The organism is Azohydromonas aeria, assembly GCF_009760915.1.
In the GTDB taxonomy this organism is placed as follows: Bacteria; Pseudomonadota; Gammaproteobacteria; order Burkholderiales; family Burkholderiaceae_C; genus Azohydromonas; species Azohydromonas aeria.
Genome location: NZ_VIDQ01000018.1, coordinates 89,953 through 105,529, shown reverse-complemented (window position 1 = coordinate 105,529; position 15,577 = coordinate 89,953). Strand labels below are relative to the sequence as shown.

At 71.4% G+C, this 15,577-nt stretch carries 11 protein-coding genes; 6 read left to right on the top strand and 5 right to left on the bottom strand.

All coding sequences use genetic code 11. The features are described 5' to 3' along the window. The 3 genes from FJ694_RS13385 to coaBC form a co-directional block, all read right to left on the bottom strand. A partial coding sequence (locus FJ694_RS13385; protein ID WP_157267736.1) for an efflux RND transporter periplasmic adaptor subunit occupies window positions 1-1,249 on the bottom strand: 1,249 nt, incomplete at its 3' end. 161 nt (window positions 1,250-1,410) lie between these two features. After that, entirely contained in the window at window positions 1,411-1,872 is a 462-nt protein-coding gene (dut, locus tag FJ694_RS13380; RefSeq protein WP_157267735.1) for a dUTP diphosphatase, read from the bottom strand. Window positions 1,873-2,172: 300 nt separating this feature from the next. Further along, on the bottom strand, window positions 2,173-3,408 hold the full coding sequence (gene coaBC, locus FJ694_RS13375; protein WP_157267734.1) for a bifunctional phosphopantothenoylcysteine decarboxylase/phosphopantothenate--cysteine ligase CoaBC: 1,236 nt from the start codon (window positions 3,406-3,408) through the stop codon (window positions 2,173-2,175). A gap of 94 nt (window positions 3,409-3,502) precedes the next feature. On the opposite strand from coaBC, the gene FJ694_RS13370 reads away from it, so the two are divergent. Beyond that, window positions 3,503-4,309, top strand: a complete 807-nt coding sequence (locus FJ694_RS13370; protein WP_157267733.1) for a ChaN family lipoprotein — start codon at window positions 3,503-3,505, stop codon at window positions 4,307-4,309. Between the two features lie 89 nt (window positions 4,310-4,398). Here the strand turns inward: FJ694_RS13370 and alaS are convergent, their stop codons facing one another. Together alaS and FJ694_RS13360 are read right to left on the bottom strand one after the other, a co-directional pair. Beyond that, window positions 4,399-7,029 carry an alanine--tRNA ligase gene (gene alaS, locus FJ694_RS13365; RefSeq protein WP_157267732.1) on the bottom strand — a complete coding sequence of 877 codons (2,631 nt, stop codon included), beginning with the start codon at window positions 7,027-7,029 and terminating at the stop codon, window positions 4,399-4,401. Between the two features lie 161 nt (window positions 7,030-7,190). Further along, window positions 7,191-8,597 (bottom strand): aminotransferase-like domain-containing protein, encoded by a 1,407-nt coding sequence (locus FJ694_RS13360; RefSeq protein ID WP_157267731.1) that lies wholly within the window; start codon window positions 8,595-8,597, stop codon window positions 7,191-7,193. 205 nt (window positions 8,598-8,802) lie between these two features. Here FJ694_RS13360 and gabT point away from each other — a divergent pair, with 205 nt between their 5' ends. From gabT to FJ694_RS13335, 5 genes are all read left to right on the top strand, one after another. Next, window positions 8,803-10,107: a 4-aminobutyrate--2-oxoglutarate transaminase gene (gene gabT / locus FJ694_RS13355; protein WP_157267730.1), complete on the top strand. Its 1,305-nt coding sequence runs from the start codon at window positions 8,803-8,805 to the stop codon at window positions 10,105-10,107. A 19-nt stretch (window positions 10,108-10,126) separates the two neighbouring features. Next, the gene (locus FJ694_RS13350; protein ID WP_157267729.1) at window positions 10,127-11,308 is read left to right on the top strand and encodes an acyl-CoA dehydrogenase; all 1,182 of its coding nucleotides are present in this window, start codon (window positions 10,127-10,129) and stop codon (window positions 11,306-11,308) included. Window positions 11,309-11,788: 480 nt separating this feature from the next. After that, window positions 11,789-12,898, top strand: coding sequence for an ABC transporter ATP-binding protein (locus FJ694_RS13345; RefSeq protein WP_157267744.1), 1,110 nt, complete (start codon window positions 11,789-11,791; stop codon window positions 12,896-12,898). Window positions 12,899-12,967: 69 nt separating this feature from the next. Then, window positions 12,968-14,020: an ABC transporter substrate-binding protein gene (locus tag FJ694_RS13340; RefSeq protein WP_157267728.1), complete on the top strand. Its 1,053-nt coding sequence runs from the start codon at window positions 12,968-12,970 to the stop codon at window positions 14,018-14,020. Between the two features lie 269 nt (window positions 14,021-14,289). After that, on the top strand, window positions 14,290-15,576 hold the full coding sequence (locus tag FJ694_RS13335) for an ABC transporter permease (protein ID WP_157267727.1): 1,287 nt from the start codon (window positions 14,290-14,292) through the stop codon (window positions 15,574-15,576). Window position 15,577 lies beyond the last annotated feature (1 nt).

The window sequence follows — 15,577 nt, the reverse complement described above, 5'->3', positions numbered from 1 at the left end:
CGCCGCTGCCGCCGCCACCGGCATTGCCCGCCCCGCCGGCGCCACCGGCACCGCCGCCGCCGGCGCCGCCGCTGCCCCCCGCGCCGCCGCCGCCGGCGCGCTCGACCACGCGCACGCCGGGGCGCAGGTTCTGCTTGCCCTCGACCACCACGCGCTCGCCCGCGCGCACGCCCTCGACCACGGCGTCGGCACCGGCCGAATGCAGCACGCGCACCTCGCGCTGCACGGCCCGTTGGCCCTCGCCGATGACGAACAGCGTGGTGCCGCGCGGCCCCTGGATGACGGCCGCCTGCGGCACGACGACGGCGCCGCGCAGCGTGCGCACCGCCAGGCTCACGTCCACGAAGGCGCCGGGCCACAGCGCCTGGTCGGGGTTGTCGAACACCGCCTTGACCCGCACCGTGCCCGAGGCCAGATCGATGGCGTTGTCCACGAACTGCAGCTTGCCGTTGCGCGGCTTGCGCCCTTCGGGCAGCGCCGCCTGCACCTGGCCGCCGCCGTTGCCCAGCAGCTCCAGCAGCGCCGGCAGCTCGCGCTGCGGCAGGTTGAAGGACACGGCGATCGGGTCGATCTGCGTGAGCGTGAGCAGCGCCGTGCCCGTGGGCGAGACCGACGTGCCGGGATAGACGTTGACGATGCCGATGCGCCCGTCGCCCGGCGCCGTGATGCGGCTGTACGACAGCGCCACCCTGGCCGCCTCCAGCGCCGCGCGGTCGGCGGCCACCAGCGCGGCCTGGGCCTCGGCCTGCGCGCGGGCGGTGTCCACGGCGCCCTGCGAGACGAAGCCCTTTTCCAGCAGCTCCAGGTTGCGCGCGAGCTGGCGCTGCGCGTCGGCGGCGGTGGCCTGGTCGCGCAGCAGCTGCGCCTGCGCGCGCGCCACGTTGGCCTCGTCGTTGCGCGCGTCCAGCGTGAACAGCAGATCGCCGCGCCGCACGTTCTGGCCCTCGCGCACGTGCACCTGCGTCACCACGCTGGCCACCTGCGGCTTGACCTCGACGCTGCGCATGGCCGTCACCGTGCCCGGCGCCTGCAGCTGCACCGGCACGTCGCGCTGCTGCGCCGCCACGCTGCTGACGCTCACCGCCGGCGCCGAGGCACCCGGCGCCGCCGGCGCGGCCGCCGTGGCGGCGCCCTGCTGCGTGGACGCGCTTTGCGGGCGCGCCTCCTTGCGGCCGTTGAGCCACCAGGCACCGGAGAGGCCGGCAACGATGAGGACCGCCGCCAGGGCAGCCGCTTTGGGCTTGGACATGGATCGCTCGCGGTCCGTCGAATGGAAGGAATTGCCGACTGGCGACGCTATCGGCAAGCCGGCAGCCCGGCCCGGCGCAACGTGGTTTCGGTCGGCGAACGCGTTATTGGAACAGCCCGGGACACCAGGGAAAACGCGGGGGCCGCGTCGTCAGCGCTGCTTCAGGCCCGTCCCGTGGAACCGAAGCCGCCCGCGCCGCGCGAGGAGTCCCCGAATTCCTCGACGCGGCGGAAGCTCGCCTGCACCACCGGCACGATCACCATCTGCGCGATGCGCTCCAGCGGCTGCACGGTGAAGGGCTCCTTGCCGCGGTTCCAGCAGCTGACCATGAGCGGGCCCTGGTAGTCGGCGTCGATGAGCCCGACCAGGTTGCCCAGCACCAAGCCGTGCTTGTGGCCCAGGCCGGATCGCGGCAGCAGCATCGCGGCCAGGCCGGGGTCGCCGATGTGGATGGCGATGCCGGTGGGAATCAGCGCCGCGTCGCCGGGCTGCAGCACCAGCGGCGCGTCCACGCAGGCGCGCAGGTCGAGCCCGGCGCTGCCGGGGGTGGCGTAGCGGGGAGCCAGCTCGTCCCAGCGCTCGGCGACGCGGGGGTCCAGGATCTTCAGGTCGATGGTGGTCATGGGTCAGGTGGCACTGGGCAGTGCCAAGTCGGAAAAGTGATTCGTCGTCCCCGGGCAGCAGGTGCACTGCCGTTGGGAAAAGATCGAGAAAGCGCCAGCCGGAGGCCGACACAGCCCGCCCCCTACTTCGTCATCCCCGCGCAGGCGGGGATCCAGGCGGACCCCAAGTCAGCCGCAAGCCGGTCGGTCGGCTCGCCAAGGTCCAGGACACGGCAGGCGTTGCGCATCGACTCACGGCCAGCTTGAGGGCCGCCTGGATTCCCGCCTTCGCGGGAATGACGACGTGGTGTGCGTGGCAGGTCAGCTTCGCTGGGGCTGAGGCACCCTTCGCGCGATCTCCCGCACCAGCTCCTGGGCCAGCGCCCGCTTCGACGCGCACGGCACCTCGCGCTCGCCCTGCGCGTCCACCAGCAGCAGCGCGTTGTCGTCGCGGCCGAAGGTGGCCGGGCCCAGGTTGCCCACGATCAGCGGGACATTCTTGCGCTGCAGTTTTTCCCGCGCGTGTCTGGCCAGGTCGTGGCTCTCGGCGGCGAAGCCCACGCAGAACGGCGCCTCCGGCAGCCGCGCCACGGCGGCCAGGATGTCGGGGTTCTCGACCAGCTCCAGCACCGGCACCTCGCGCCCGGGCGCCTTCTTGATCTTGGCCTCGGACAGCCCGGCCGGGCGCCAGTCGGCCACCGCGGCGGTGGCGACGAAGATGTCGTGTTCGGCCGCCAGCGGCAGCACCGCGTCATGCATCTGCTGCGCCGTGCGCACGTCGATGCGGCGCACGCCCGCGGGCGTGTCCAGGTGCACCGGGCCGGCCACCAGCGTCACCCGCGCGCCGGCTTCCGCCGCGGCGCGGGCAATGTGAAAGCCCATCTTGCCGCTGGACAGGTTCGTGAGGCCGCGCACCGGGTCGATGGGCTCGAAGGTCGGGCCGGCGGTGATCAAGAGCTTGCGGCCCTGCAGCAGCTTGGGCTGGAAGAAGGCGACGAGCGCGTCGCGCAGCTCCACGGCTTCGAGCATGCGGCCGTCGCCGACCTCGCCGCAGGCCTGGTCGCCGTGGCCGGGGCCCAGCAGCACGGCGCCGTCCTCGACCACCTGGCGCGCGTTGCGCTGCGTGGCCGGGTGCGCCCACATCTCGCGGTTCATGGCCGGCGCCAGCAGCAGCGGCACGCGCTCGTGCCCGGAGGCGAAGGGCCGCGCCAGGCACAGCAGGCTCAGCAGCTCGTCGGCGCGCCCTTGGGCGAGCTGGGCGATGAAGTCGGCGCTGGCCGGGGCGACGACGATGGCGTCGGCCTCGCGGCTGAGGTTGATGTGCGCCATGTTGTTGGGCTCGCGCGCGTCCCACTGGCTGCGCACCACGGGGCGGCCGGAGAGCGCCTGCATCGTCACCGCGGTGATGAACTGCTCGGCCGCGGCCGTCATGACCACCTGCACCGTGGCGCCGGCGCGGGTGAGCTCGCGCACCAGCTCGGCGGACTTGTAGCAGGCGATGCCGCCACTGAGGCCCAGCACCACGTGCCGGCCGGCGAGATCGGGGGATTCCTTCATGGGGCGGCACTCTATCAGGGGGCATGCCGCTCGCTATGCTGGATCGGGGATGCCGTCCATCCCCCCGAGGAGCCGTTGCCTGGAAAGGGTTTCGATGAAGCTGCCGCTGCGCCCGCTGTCGCCGTTGTCCCCGTTCATCCTGTCCGCGCTGCTGCTGTCGGCCGCCGCCGCCTGGGCCGCCATCCCGCCGCCCGCGCCGCGGGTACTGCTCTACGGCGAGCAGCACGACCAGCCCGACCAGCAGCGCCAGGTGGCGCAGGCGGTGCGCGAGCTGGCCGCGCGGCAGCGCCTGGCCGCCGTGGTGCTGGAGATGGCCGAGCGCGGCGGCAGCACGGCGCAGCTGCCGGCGATGGCCGACGAGGGACAGGTGAAGGAGGCGCTGCGCTGGAGCGCCGCGGCCTGGCCCTGGGACACCTATAAGGAAGTCGTGATGGCGGCCGTGCGCGCCGAGGTGCCGGTGCTGGGCGGCAACCTGCCGCGCAGCAAGATGCGCGCTGCCATGGAGGACGCGGCACTGGAGGGCCTGGTGCCGCCCGCCGTCAACGACGAGCTCAAGACCGCCATCCGCGAAGGCCACTGCGGGCTGCTGCCGCGCGAGCACGAGGGCGGCATGCTGCGCATCCAGCTCGCGCGCGACGAGAGCATGGCGCACACCGTGGCGCAGGCCGCGCAGTCCGCCGCCCCGGGGCGGCAGGTGCTGCTGCTGTCCGGCGCCCAGCACGCCGCGCGCGACCGCGGCGTGCCGCTGCACCTGCAGCGCCTGGGCTTCAAGCCCGAGGACCTGTACGTGACCATGTTTGGCGAGGCGCCCACCGACACCACCCTGCCCGCCGACCGCACGCTGCCCGCGGCCTTTGCGCAGGGGCCGGACCCGTGCGAGCAGCTGCGCAACCGGAAATAGCCTGTCCGCCCCAAAGAAAAAGCCCGCCGCGCTTCCACGCGACGGGCTTTCCGGTTTCAGGGTGCCCTTCCCGGCACCCGCGGCTCAGCTCACACCCGCTCCGCCACGAAGCCCTGCACCGAGGCCAGCGCCTGCGGCAGCTTCGCCGCGTCGGTGCCGCCGGCCATGGCCATGTCGGGCTTGCCGCCGCCCTTGCCGCCGACCTGCTGCGCCACGAAGTTCACGAGCTCCCCGGCCTTGACCTTGGCCATCGCGTCGGCCGTCACGCCCGCGGCCAGCTGCACCTTGGCGCCGTCCACCGCCGCCAGCACGATGGCCGCGCTCTTGAGCTTGTCCTTGAGCTTGTCCATGGTGTCGCGCAGCGTCTTGGCGTCGGCGCCGTCGAGCGTGGCGGCCAGCACCTTCAGGCCCTTCACGTCCACCGCCTGCGCCAGCAGCTCGTCGCCCTTCGAGGACGCCAGCTTGCCCTTGAGCGCGGCAATCTCCTTCTCCAGCGCGCGCACCTGCTCCAGCGTCTGCGCCAGGCGCGACGGCACGTCGGCCGGCGTCACCTTCAGCGTGCCGGCGACGCTGCTGACCGTGTTCTCCAGCGACTGCAGGTAGGCCAGCGCGCCCTCGCCCGTGACGGCCTCGACGCGGCGGATGCCGGCGGCCACGCCCCCTTCGGCCACGATCTTGAACAGGCCGATGTCGCCCGTGCGCTGCACGTGCGTGCCGCCGCACAGCTCCCGGGTGGAGCCGATGCGCAGCACGCGCACCGTGTCGCCGTACTTCTCGCCGAACAGCATCATCGCGCCGGTCTTCTGCGCGTCCTCCAGCGCCATCACGGCGGCGTCGGTGGCCTCGTTGGCCAGGATCTCGGCGTTGACGAGGGCCTCGACCTGGCGGATCTGCTCGGCCGTCACCGGCGCGTTGTGCGCGAAGTCGAAGCGCGTGCGCTCGGCCGTCACCAGCGAGCCCTTCTGCTGCACGTGGCCGCCCAGCACCTCGCGCAGCGCCTTGTGCATCAGGTGCGTGGCGCTGTGGTTGCGCATGATGCGCGCGCGGCGCTCGGCATCGACGCGGGCGTTGAAGACGTCGCCGACGCGCACCTCGCCCTCGACCACGCGGCCGTGGTGGCCGAACACGTCGGCCTGGATCTTCACGGTGTCCTCGACTTCCACCCGCGTGCTGGCGTTGCGCAGCTCGCCGGCGTCGCCGACCTGGCCGCCGCTCTCGGCGTAGAACGGCGTGTGGTCGAGCACGACCACGGCGTCGTCGCCGGCGCGGGCCACGTCGGTCTTGACGCCGTCCACGTACACCGCCACCACCGCGGCCGTGTCGTGCAGCAGCTTGTCGTAGCCGTGGAACGTGGTCGCGCTGCCGCTGTACTCCAGCCCGGCGGCCATCTTGAACTTGCCTGCGGCGCGCGCCTGCTCGCGCTGGCGGTTCATGGCGACGTTGAAGCCGGCCTCATCGACCGTCACGCCGCGCTCGCGGCAGACGTCGGCCGTGAGGTCGAGCGGGAAGCCGTAGGTGTCGTGCAGCTTGAAGGCGGTCTCGCCGTCCACGACCTGGGCGCCGCTGGCCAGCGCCGACTCCAGGATCTCCATGCCGTTGGCGATGGTCTGGAAGAAGCGCTCCTCCTCCTGCTTGAGCACCTCGGTGACGCGGGCCTCGTTCTGGCGCAGCTCGGGGTAGGCCTCGCCCATTTCCCTGACCAGCGCGGCCACGAGCTTGTGGAAGAACGGGGTGCGCGCGCCGAGCTTGTAGCCGTGGCGGATGGCGCGGCGCGTGATGCGGCGCAGCACGTAGCCGCGGCCGGCATTGCCGGGGATCACGCCGTCGGCCACCGTGAAGGCGCAGGCGCGGATGTGGTCCGCGATCACCTTCAGTGAGGGCGAGTCCTTGTCGCAGTCGCCGCCGCCGGCAGCGGCGTCCACCGCCGACTTGGCCGCGGACAGCAGGTTCACGAACAGGTCGATCTCGTAGTTCGAGTGCACGTGCTGCAGCACCGCCGCGATGCGCTCCAGGCCCATGCCGGTATCGACGCTGGGCTTCGGGAGCTTGTGCATCACGCCCGCCTCGTCGCGGTTGAACTGCATGAACACGTTGTTCCAGATCTCGATGTAGCGGTCGCCGTCCTCGTCCGGGCTCCCCGGCGGGCCGCCGGCAACCTCGGGACCGTGGTCATAGAAGATCTCGGTGCACGGGCCGCAGGGGCCGGTGTCGCCCATCATCCAGAAGTTGTCCGAGGCGTAGCGCGCGCCCTTGTTGTCGCCGATGCGCACGATGCGCTCGGCCGGCACGCCCACCGTCTTGTTCCAGATCTCGTAGGCCTCGTCGTCCTCGGCGTACACCGTGACCCACAGCTTGTCCTCGGGCAGCTTGAACACCTTGGTCAGCAGCTCCCAGGCGTAGGAAATGGCGTCGCGCTTGAAGTAGTCGCCGAAGCTGAAGTTGCCCAGCATCTCGAAGAAGGTGTGGTGCCGCGCGGTGTAGCCCACGTTGTCGAGGTCGTTGTGCTTGCCGCCGGCGCGGATGCACTTCTGGGCCGTGGTGGCGCGGCTGTAGGGGCGCTTGTCGAAGCCCAGGAACACGTCCTTGAACTGGTTCATGCCCGCGTTGGTGAACAGCAGCGTGGGGTCGTCGCCGGGCACCACGGGGCTCGACGCCACGATGGCATGGCCCTTGGACTCGAAGAATTTCAGGAACGACTGGCGGATTTCGGCGGCTTTCATCCGGGCGGCTTTCTCGAAGGTGTGGGGGTTCGAACCGGGGCGCTGCGTTGCGGGCACGCCGTGGAGCACTGGCGTGAGTCCGGGCCCGGCCGAAACCGCCGATTGTAGGAGCGCCGGCTTGCCCGCCCGGCGCCCGGGGCGGTGCCGCCCTGGCCTCGCCCTCAGCCCGCGAAGCGCTGCGCGTCCAGGAAGGCAAAGAGCCGCTCGTCGTCGCAGTGCGCCACGTTGAAGCGCATCCACGGCGACGGCAGCATGCCCGGAGAGAACAGGTGCCCGGGCCCCAGCAGGATGTCCTGCTCGGTGGCCTTGTTGGCGGTGAGCGCCGGGTCGGCGATGTCCGGGTGCCGCGCCCACAGGAACATGCCGGCCTTGGGCTCGGCGAACAGCTCGAAGCCCAGGTCGTCCAGCCGCGTCGCCACGCGCTCGTGCGCCTGGCCCAGCCGCTCGCGCAGCGACTTCAGGTGCTTGCGCCAGCGCCCCTCGGTCAGCGCGCCATAGACCAGCCGCTCGCTGAACTCCGAGGACGTGAGCCCGGCGATCATCTTGAGCTGCGCCAGGTCCTCCACCAGCTCCGGATCGGCCACCAGGTAGCCCACGCGCAGGTTCGGCGACACGGTCTTGGAGAAGCTGCCGATGTGCACCACGCGCGCGAGCTGGTCCAGCCCGGCCAGCGACGGGCGCGGGTCGGGGTCGAGGTCGGCATAGAGGTCGTTCTCGACGATCAATAAATCGTGCCGCTCGGCCAGCTGCAGCACGCGGTGCAGCTGCGACAGCGTCGCCACCGAGCCGGTCGGGCTGTGCAGCCGCGGCTGGGTGAAGAACACGCGCGGCCGGTGCTCGGCCAGCAGCGCCTCCAGCGCGGCCAGGTCCCAGCCGGTGGGGGTGCGCGGCACGCCCACGAGCTGCGCGCCCAGGTAGCGCAGGCTGAACAGCAGGTTGGCGTAGCCGGGGTCGTCCACCAGCACCACGTCGCCCGGGCGCACCAGGCGCCGCGCGGCCAGGTCCAGCGCCTGGCTGGAGCCGTGCGTGAGCAGCACCTGCTCGGGCTGCACCGCCACCTCCTGCTCGGCCAGCAGGTCGCGGATGAGCTGGCGCAGCGGCACGAAGCCCTTGGGGTCGCCGTAGCCGGCCAGGTCCACCTCGCCCACGGCCAGCGCGCGCACGCTGCGCTTCAAGCCGTCCTCGAACAGCCAGCCGTGCGGCAGCCAGCCGCAGCCGGGCTTCATGGACAGGTGCCGGTTCTCGAAGATCTTGCGCAGGTACCACATGGCGTCGAAGGCCGCCGCGCCGGTGCCGGCGGCGGCCGCGGCGCTGGAGCGCTGCACGTCCGTGGCGCGCCGGCGCACGAAGAAGCCCGAGTGCGGGCGCGACACCAGCCAGCCCTGCGCCACCAGCCGGTCGTAGGCCTCCACCACCGTGAAGACGCTGACCTCGTGCGCCTGCGCGAACTGCCGGATCGACGGCACCTTCGCGCCCGCGCGCAGCGAGCCCTCCTCGATCAGCCGGCGCATCCCCTCGACGATCTGCACCACCAGCGGCGTGGACGATTGGGGATGGAGACTGAACATGGCAAACGGCCCACGCAAGAAGGGATTGACGGCGGCGGCGAGCGTACCGCGCCGGCGGGCGTTTCAAGCGCCGTCAGGGCGCTGTACCGGTGCCGCGCCCTGCACAGTGCACCCGGCACGGCGCCCGGGCTGTACATGGCCGCGGCGCCGGGAGCTGCCTAGAGTGGGCCGATCGATTGAAACGCCCCACCCCGGAGAGAAGCCCATGCACCGCGACCCCCACCTGCACACCAACGCCGCCCTGATGGCCCGCCGCCGCGCCGCGCTGCCCGCCGGCATGGGCCAGGCCCACGAGATCTTCGTGCAGCGCGCCGAGAACGCCGAGGTCTGGGACGTCGAGGGCCGCCGCTACATCGACTTCGCCGGCGGCATCGCCGTGCTCAACACCGGCCACCGGCATCCGGCCGTAGTCGCCGCGGTGCAGGCGCAGCTGGAGCGTTTCACCCACACCTGCTTCCAGGTGCTGGCCTACGAGCCCTATGTCGAGCTGTGCGAGCGGCTGAACGCCCTGGCCCCGGGCGAGTTCGCCAAGAAGAGCTTCCTGCTCACCAGCGGCGCCGAGGCCGTCGAGAACGCCGTCAAGATCGCCCGCGCCTACACCAGGCGCTCGGCCGTCATCGCCTTCGGCGGCGCCTTCCACGGCCGCACGCTGCTGGGCATGGCGCTCACCGGCAAGGTCGTGCCCTACAAGCAGGGCTTCGGCCCGATGCCCGCCGAGATCTTCCATGGGAAATTCCCCTGCCCGCTGCACGGCGTGAGCGTGGAGGACGCCGTGGCCTCGGTCGAGGCGCTGTTCAAGTACGACGTGGAGCCCTCGCGCGTGGCCGCGATCATCCTGGAGCCGGTGCAGGGCGAAGGCGGCTTCTACGTCGCGCCGCCGGCCTTCGTGCGGGCGCTGCGCGACATCTGCGACCGCCACGGCATCGTGCTGATCGCCGACGAGGTGCAGACCGGCGCCGGCCGCACCGGCACCTTCCTGGCCTGCGAGCAGTGGGGCGACGTGGTGCCCGACCTCATCACCATGGCCAAGTCGCTGGGCGGCGGCATGCCGCTGTCGGCGGTGATCGGCCGCGCCGAGATCATGGACGCGCCCGGCCCCGGCGGCCTGGGCGGCACCTACGCCGGCAACCCCCTGGCCTGCGCCGCCGCGCTGGCGGTGCTCGACGCCTTCGAGCGCGAGCAGCTGCTGGAGCGCAGCCGCGCCGTGGGCGAGCGTCTGGTGGCCGGGCTGCGCGCCATCGCCGCGCGGCACCCGACCATCGGCGAGGTGCGCGGCCTGGGCGCGATGGTGGCCGTCGAGCTGTTCGAGGGCGGCGACGTGCAGCGCCCGGCCGCGGCGCTGACGCAGCAGATCGTCAAGGCCGCGGCGCAGGCCGGGCTGATCCTGCTGTCCTGCGGCACCCACGCCAACGTCATCCGCATCCTGGTGCCGCTGACGGCCTCCGACGCGGTGCTCGACGAGGGTTTAACCATCCTCGGCGGCCTGTTCGACCGGCTGGCCCAGGCCTGAAGCGGGAGGAGCGCCGGCCATGCCCCACACCGCCCGCTTCCACTGGGACGACCCGCTGCTGCTGGAGCAGCAGCTCGACGCCGACGAGCGCGCGCTGCGCGACGCCGCGCGCGAGTACGCGCAGGGGCGCCTGGCGCCGCGCGTGCTCGACGCCTTCCGCCACGAGCGCACCGACCCGGCCATCTTTCGCGAGATGGGAGAAATGGGCCTGCTCGGCCCGACCATTCCCGAGGCCTACGGCGGCGCCGGCCTGGGCTACGTCGCCTACGGCCTGATCGCGCGCGAGGTCGAGCGCGTGGATTCGGGCTACCGCTCGATGATGAGCGTGCAGAGCTCGCTGGTGATGGTGCCGATCCACGAGTTCGGCACCGAGGCGCAGAAGCGGAAATACCTGCCCAAGCTCGCGCGCGGCGAGTGGATCGGCTGCTTCGGCCTGACCGAGCCCGACCACGGCTCCGACCCGGGCGGCATGGCCAGCCGCGCGCGCAAGGTCAGCGGCGGCTGGGAGCTCACGGGCGCCAAGACCTGGATCACGAACGCGCCGATCGCCGACGTGTTCGTGGTCTGGGCCAAGGACGAGGACGGCGCCATCCGCGGTTTCATTCTGGAGAAGGGCTTCGAAGGCTTGTCCGCGCCTGCCATTCACGGCAAGGTCGGGCTGCGCGCATCCATCACCGGCGAGATCGTGATGGACCGGGTGTTCTGTCCCGAGGAGAACGCCTTTCCGGAGGTGCGCGGCTTGAAGGGCCCCTTCACCTGCCTGAACTCCGCGCGCTACGGCATCGCCTGGGGCGCGCTGGGCGCGGCCGAGGACTGCTGGATGCGCGCGCGCCAGTACGTGCTGGACCGCAAGCAGTTCGGCAAGCCGCTGGCGGCGAACCAGCTGATCCAGAAGAAGCTCGCCGACATGCAGACCGAGATCACGCTGGGCCTGCAGGGCGTGCTGCGCCTGGGGCGCATGAAGGACGAGGGCACGGCCGCGGTCGAGATCACCAGCCTGATGAAGCGCAACAGCTGCGGCAAGGCGCTCGACGTGGCGCGGCTGGCGCGCGACATGATGGGCGGCAACGGCATCAGCGACGAGTTCGGCGTGGCGCGCCACCTGGTGAACCTGGAAGTCGTGAACACCTACGAGGGCACGCACGACATCCACGCGCTGATCCTGGGCCGCGCCCAGACGGGGCTGCAGGCCTTTTCCTGACGGCACCTGCCTTAAGTTTTCCTGATTCTGTTTTTCCTCGCCCGTGAAAAGACCCGTTCGTCCTGAGGTATCGAAGGACGAATCCGGGAGGCTGGTGCAGTGCCCTCGAAAGCGTTGCCCTTCTGTTCCGTTCGGACTGAGGTATCGAAGGCCGAATCCGACAGGCTCGGATGGCTGCCACACAGCGGGGGCCGTCATCCTTCGATACCTCAGGACGAACGGAATACTTCACCAGCTCGCCCTGCCCTGGTGCGACGCATGCACCGCGGCGCACCGCGCGCCGCACCAGCGCGGCCGGCTGTACCGGAATCCACGCCGATACAGCCGCGCGACGGCTTGCTGTGTCTGTACATGGTCCGGCGGCCGACCCCGCCCTTAGAGTCCACCGAACCGAACCCGAGGCCCGCCATGCTCGCTGCCGTACAGAAGAAAGCCGAACGCGTCTCCGCCACCGTGCTGCCGCACCCGACCGCGGCCGCGATGCCCGGTGCGCCCGCATCCACCGCCGTGCCCGACGACGTGCTGGTGCGCTTCAGCGGCGTGCAGAAGACCTACGACGGCGACACGCTGGTGGTGCGCAACCTCGACCTCGACATCCGCCGCGGCGAGTTCCTGTCGCTGCTGGGCCCCTCGGGCTCGGGCAAGACCACCTGCCTGATGATGCTCGCTGGCTTCGAGTCGCCCACCGCCGGCGAGATCAGCCTGGGCGGCCAGCCCATCACGCGCACCCCGCCGCACAAGCGCAACTTCGGCATGGTGTTCCAGAACTACGCGCTGTTCCCGCACCTGACCGTGGCGCAGAACGTGGCCTACCCGCTCACCGTGCGCCGCGTGCCCAAGGCCGAGATCGCGGCGCGCGTGGCCCGCGCGCTAGCCATGGTGCGCCTGGACGGGCGCGACAAGGCCTACCCGCAGCAGCTCTCCGGCGGCCAGCAGCAGCGCGTGGCGCTGGCGCGCGCCATGGTGTTCGAGCCGCAGCTGGTGCTCATGGACGAGCCGCTGGGCGCGCTGGACAAGCAGTTGCGCGAGCACATGCAGATCGAGCTCAAGGAGCTGCACCGCCAGCTGGGCGTGACCTTCGTGTACGTCACGCACGACCAGGGCGAGGCGCTGACCATGAGCGACCGCGTCGCGGTCTTCAACGACGGCGCCATCCAGCAGATCGACGCCGTGGAGCGGCTCTACGAGACGCCGGCGAACCGCTTCGTCGCCGGCTTCGTCGGCGACAGCACGCAGCTCCACGGCGTGGTCGGCACCGCCACCGGCGACAGCTGCGAGCTGGTGCTGCCCGGCGGCGAGCGCCTGGCGGGCATCAACGTCAACGGCGCGCTGCCCGGCGACGCGGTGCTGGCCAGCGTGCGGCCCGAGCGCATCGAGGCGCTGTTCACGCCGCCGGCGAACGAGTCGAACACGCTCAAGGCCGCCGTCAACGACGTCATCTACTTCGGCGACCACCTGCGCCTGCGCTGCGCGCTGCCGGGCCAGGCACAGGCCACCGTGAAGCTGGCGCTGTCGCGCAACGAGCAGCCGGTGGCCGGGCAGACGGTGTGGCTGCACTTCCCCGTGCCGTACCTGCGCGTGTATGCCTGAACTCAGCACCTGAACGCCTTCGCTTCAACCCTTCCCCACCACGACCCCCACCGACGAGGAGAACGAGACATGAACAGGAAGTCCCTGGGCAAGACCCTGACCGGCCTGACCGTGCTGGCCGCCGCCGCGCTGGCGCTGCCGGCGCTGGCGCAGAGCCAGCTCACGGTGGTCAACTTCGGCGGCGCCAACGGCGCGGCGCAGAAGAAGGCCTTCGTCGAGCCTTTCGAGAAGGGCAGCGGCGTGAAGATCACCTCGGTCGAATACAACGGCGAGCAGGCCAAGGTGAAGGCCATGGTCGAGACGAAGAAGGTGACCTGGGACGTGGTCGAGGTCGAGAGCCCTGACGTGGCGCGCGGCTGCGACGAAGGCCTGTTCGAGAAGCTCGACTACTCGAAGATCGCCCCGAAGGCCGACTTCCAGCTGGCCGCCGTGCACGAGTGCGGCGTGGGCATCTTCATCTGGTCCACGGTCATGGCCTACAACGCCGACAAGATCAAGGACGCCCCGAAGACCTGGGCCGACTTCTGGGACACGAAGAAGTACCCCGGCAAGCGCGCCATGCGCAAGGGCGCGCGCTACAACCTGGAGTTCGCGCTGATGGCCGACGGCGTCAAGTCCGCCGACGTCTACAAGGTGCTCTCGACCAAGGAAGGGGCCGACCGCGCCTTCAGGAAGCTCACCGAGCTGCGGCCGAGCATCCAGTGGTGGGAGGCCGGCGCGCAGCCGCCGCAGTTCCTGGTGGCCGGCGACGTGGTGATGGCCACCGCCTTCAACGGCCGCATCGACGCCGCGCAGCGCGAGGGCAAGAACCTCAAGATCACCTGGACCGGCGGCATCTACGACCTGGACTACTGGACCATCGTCAAGGGCTCGCCCAACAAGGACGCGGCCTACAGGTTCATCGCCCACGCCTCCTCGCCCGACGCGCAGGCCGAGTACACGCGCCACATCAACTACGGCCCGACCAACGTCAAGGCCATGCCCAAGGTCGATCCCAGGACGCTGGAGCAGCTGCCCACGGCGCCTGCCAACGCGAAGGATGCGCTGCAGTTCAACGTCAAGTTCTGGGCCGATGCGGGCGAGGAGCTGGAGAAGCGGTTTGCTTCCTGGGCGGCGCAGTGAGGCTGAGGCCCACGAGCGCCTGATGACCGCCTGCTGATCACGCAGGCCGCCAGCCAACCACGCCGTCATCCCGGCGAAAGCCGGGATCCACGCGTACCGGGGCGCTGGAATGGCCAGCGCGGGCACATGCCTGCGCCGGCCAGCGCGGCATCGCAGCGTTCGTGGATTCCGGCTTTCGCCGGAATGACGACGTTTTTTCTTGCGGCCCACCTTGTCCCGCGCAGTCATGGCGGGGCCATCGTCAGCGTCGATTGAGAAGTGAAGAACCCATGAGCACCGCCCAAGCCGCCACGCTGGACGCCGCCGGCTCGCCCGGCCTGGTCGCGCCGGCCCACTCCGCCGCGTTGCGCGCGCAACTCCAGCGCGCCGGCCGGCGCAAGCGCCTCGGCGCCATCGCGCTGACGCTGCCGCTGCTGCTGTTCCTGCTGGCGACGCTGCTGGTGCCCATCGGCGCGCTGCTGCTGCGCGCGGTGGAGAACCCGGAAGTCGCCACCACGCTGCAGCGCACCGGGCAGGCGCTGCACGGCTGGCGCCACGGCGAGGTGCCGGCCGCGGCCTACGCGGCGCTGGCGCAGGACCTGGCCGCCATCGACGACCGCGCCCAGGCCGGCGCCCTGGCGCGGCGCCTCAACAGCGAGGCCTCGGGCGCGCGCTCGCTCATCATGGGCGCGTACCGCGCCGTGCACGAGGACGAGGCCTGGGCCCGGGACGGCGCCGCGGCGCGCGACAAGCTGCTGGCCCTGGACGAGCGCTGGAGCCAGGAGCGCTACTGGCAGGCCATCGCCAAGAACGCCGCGCGCTGGACGCCCGACTACCTGCTCACCGCGGTGGACCTCAAGCGCGACCCCGAGGGCGGCCTCTCGCGCGTGGAGCCCGAGCAGCGCGTGTTCGGGCGCATCCTCGCGCGCACGCTGGGCATCGGCGCGGTGGTGACGCTGCTGTGCGCGCTGCTGGCCTATCCGCTGGCCTGGTGGCTGTCCACGCTGCCGGCACGCCGCGCCAACATGCTGATGATCCTGGTGCTGGTGCCGTTCTGGACTTCCATCCTCGTGCGCGTGGCCGCCTGGATCGTGCTGCTGCAGCGCGAGGGGCTGGTCAACGGCGCCCTGATGTTCCTGGGCGTGGTCAGCGAGCCGCTGGAGCTGCTGTTCAACCGCACCGGCGTGATCATCGCCATGGTGCACATCCTGCTGCCGTTCATGATCCTGCCGCTATACAGCGTGATGCGCACCGTGCCGCCGAGCTACTTGCGCGCGGCCATCTCGCTGGGCAGCCCGCCGCTGGCCGCGTTCTTCCGCGTCGTGCTGCCGCAGACGCTGCCCGGCGTGGGCGCGGGCGGGCTGCTGGTGTTCATCCTGGCGCTGGGCTACTACGTCACGCCCGCGCTGCTGGGCGGCGCCGACGACCAGATGCTGTCCTACTACATCGCCCAGTACACCAACGTGGACGTGAACTGGGGCATGGCCTGCGCCCTGGGCGCCGTGCTGCTGGCCGCGACGCTGCTGCTCTACGGCGTGTACCGGCGCCTGGCGCGCGCCGAGCTGAGCCTGGGTTGAG

What these genes read in the sequence shown, in the direction of transcription:
- gabT (WP_157267730.1), top strand. Translation starts at nt 8,803, where the DNA reads ATGCACCGCGACCCCCACCTGCACACCAACGCCGCCCTGATGGCCCGC.
- FJ694_RS13350 (WP_157267729.1), top strand. Translation starts at nt 10,127, where the DNA reads ATGCCCCACACCGCCCGCTTCCACTGGGACGACCCGCTGCTGCTGGAG.
- alaS (WP_157267732.1), bottom strand. Translation starts at nt 7,029, where the DNA reads ATGAAAGCCGCCGAAATCCGCCAGTCGTTCCTGAAATTCTTCGAGTCC.
- FJ694_RS13340 (WP_157267728.1), top strand. Translation starts at nt 12,968, where the DNA reads ATGAACAGGAAGTCCCTGGGCAAGACCCTGACCGGCCTGACCGTGCTG.
- FJ694_RS13335 (WP_157267727.1), top strand. Translation starts at nt 14,290, where the DNA reads ATGAGCACCGCCCAAGCCGCCACGCTGGACGCCGCCGGCTCGCCCGGC.
- FJ694_RS13370 (WP_157267733.1), top strand. Translation starts at nt 3,503, where the DNA reads ATGAAGCTGCCGCTGCGCCCGCTGTCGCCGTTGTCCCCGTTCATCCTG.
- dut (WP_157267735.1), bottom strand. Translation starts at nt 1,872, where the DNA reads ATGACCACCATCGACCTGAAGATCCTGGACCCCCGCGTCGCCGAGCGC.
- FJ694_RS13360 (WP_157267731.1), bottom strand. Translation starts at nt 8,597, where the DNA reads ATGTTCAGTCTCCATCCCCAATCGTCCACGCCGCTGGTGGTGCAGATC.
- coaBC (WP_157267734.1), bottom strand. Translation starts at nt 3,408, where the DNA reads ATGAAGGAATCCCCCGATCTCGCCGGCCGGCACGTGGTGCTGGGCCTC.
- FJ694_RS13345 (WP_157267744.1), top strand. Translation starts at nt 11,789, where the DNA reads ATGCCCGGTGCGCCCGCATCCACCGCCGTGCCCGACGACGTGCTGGTG.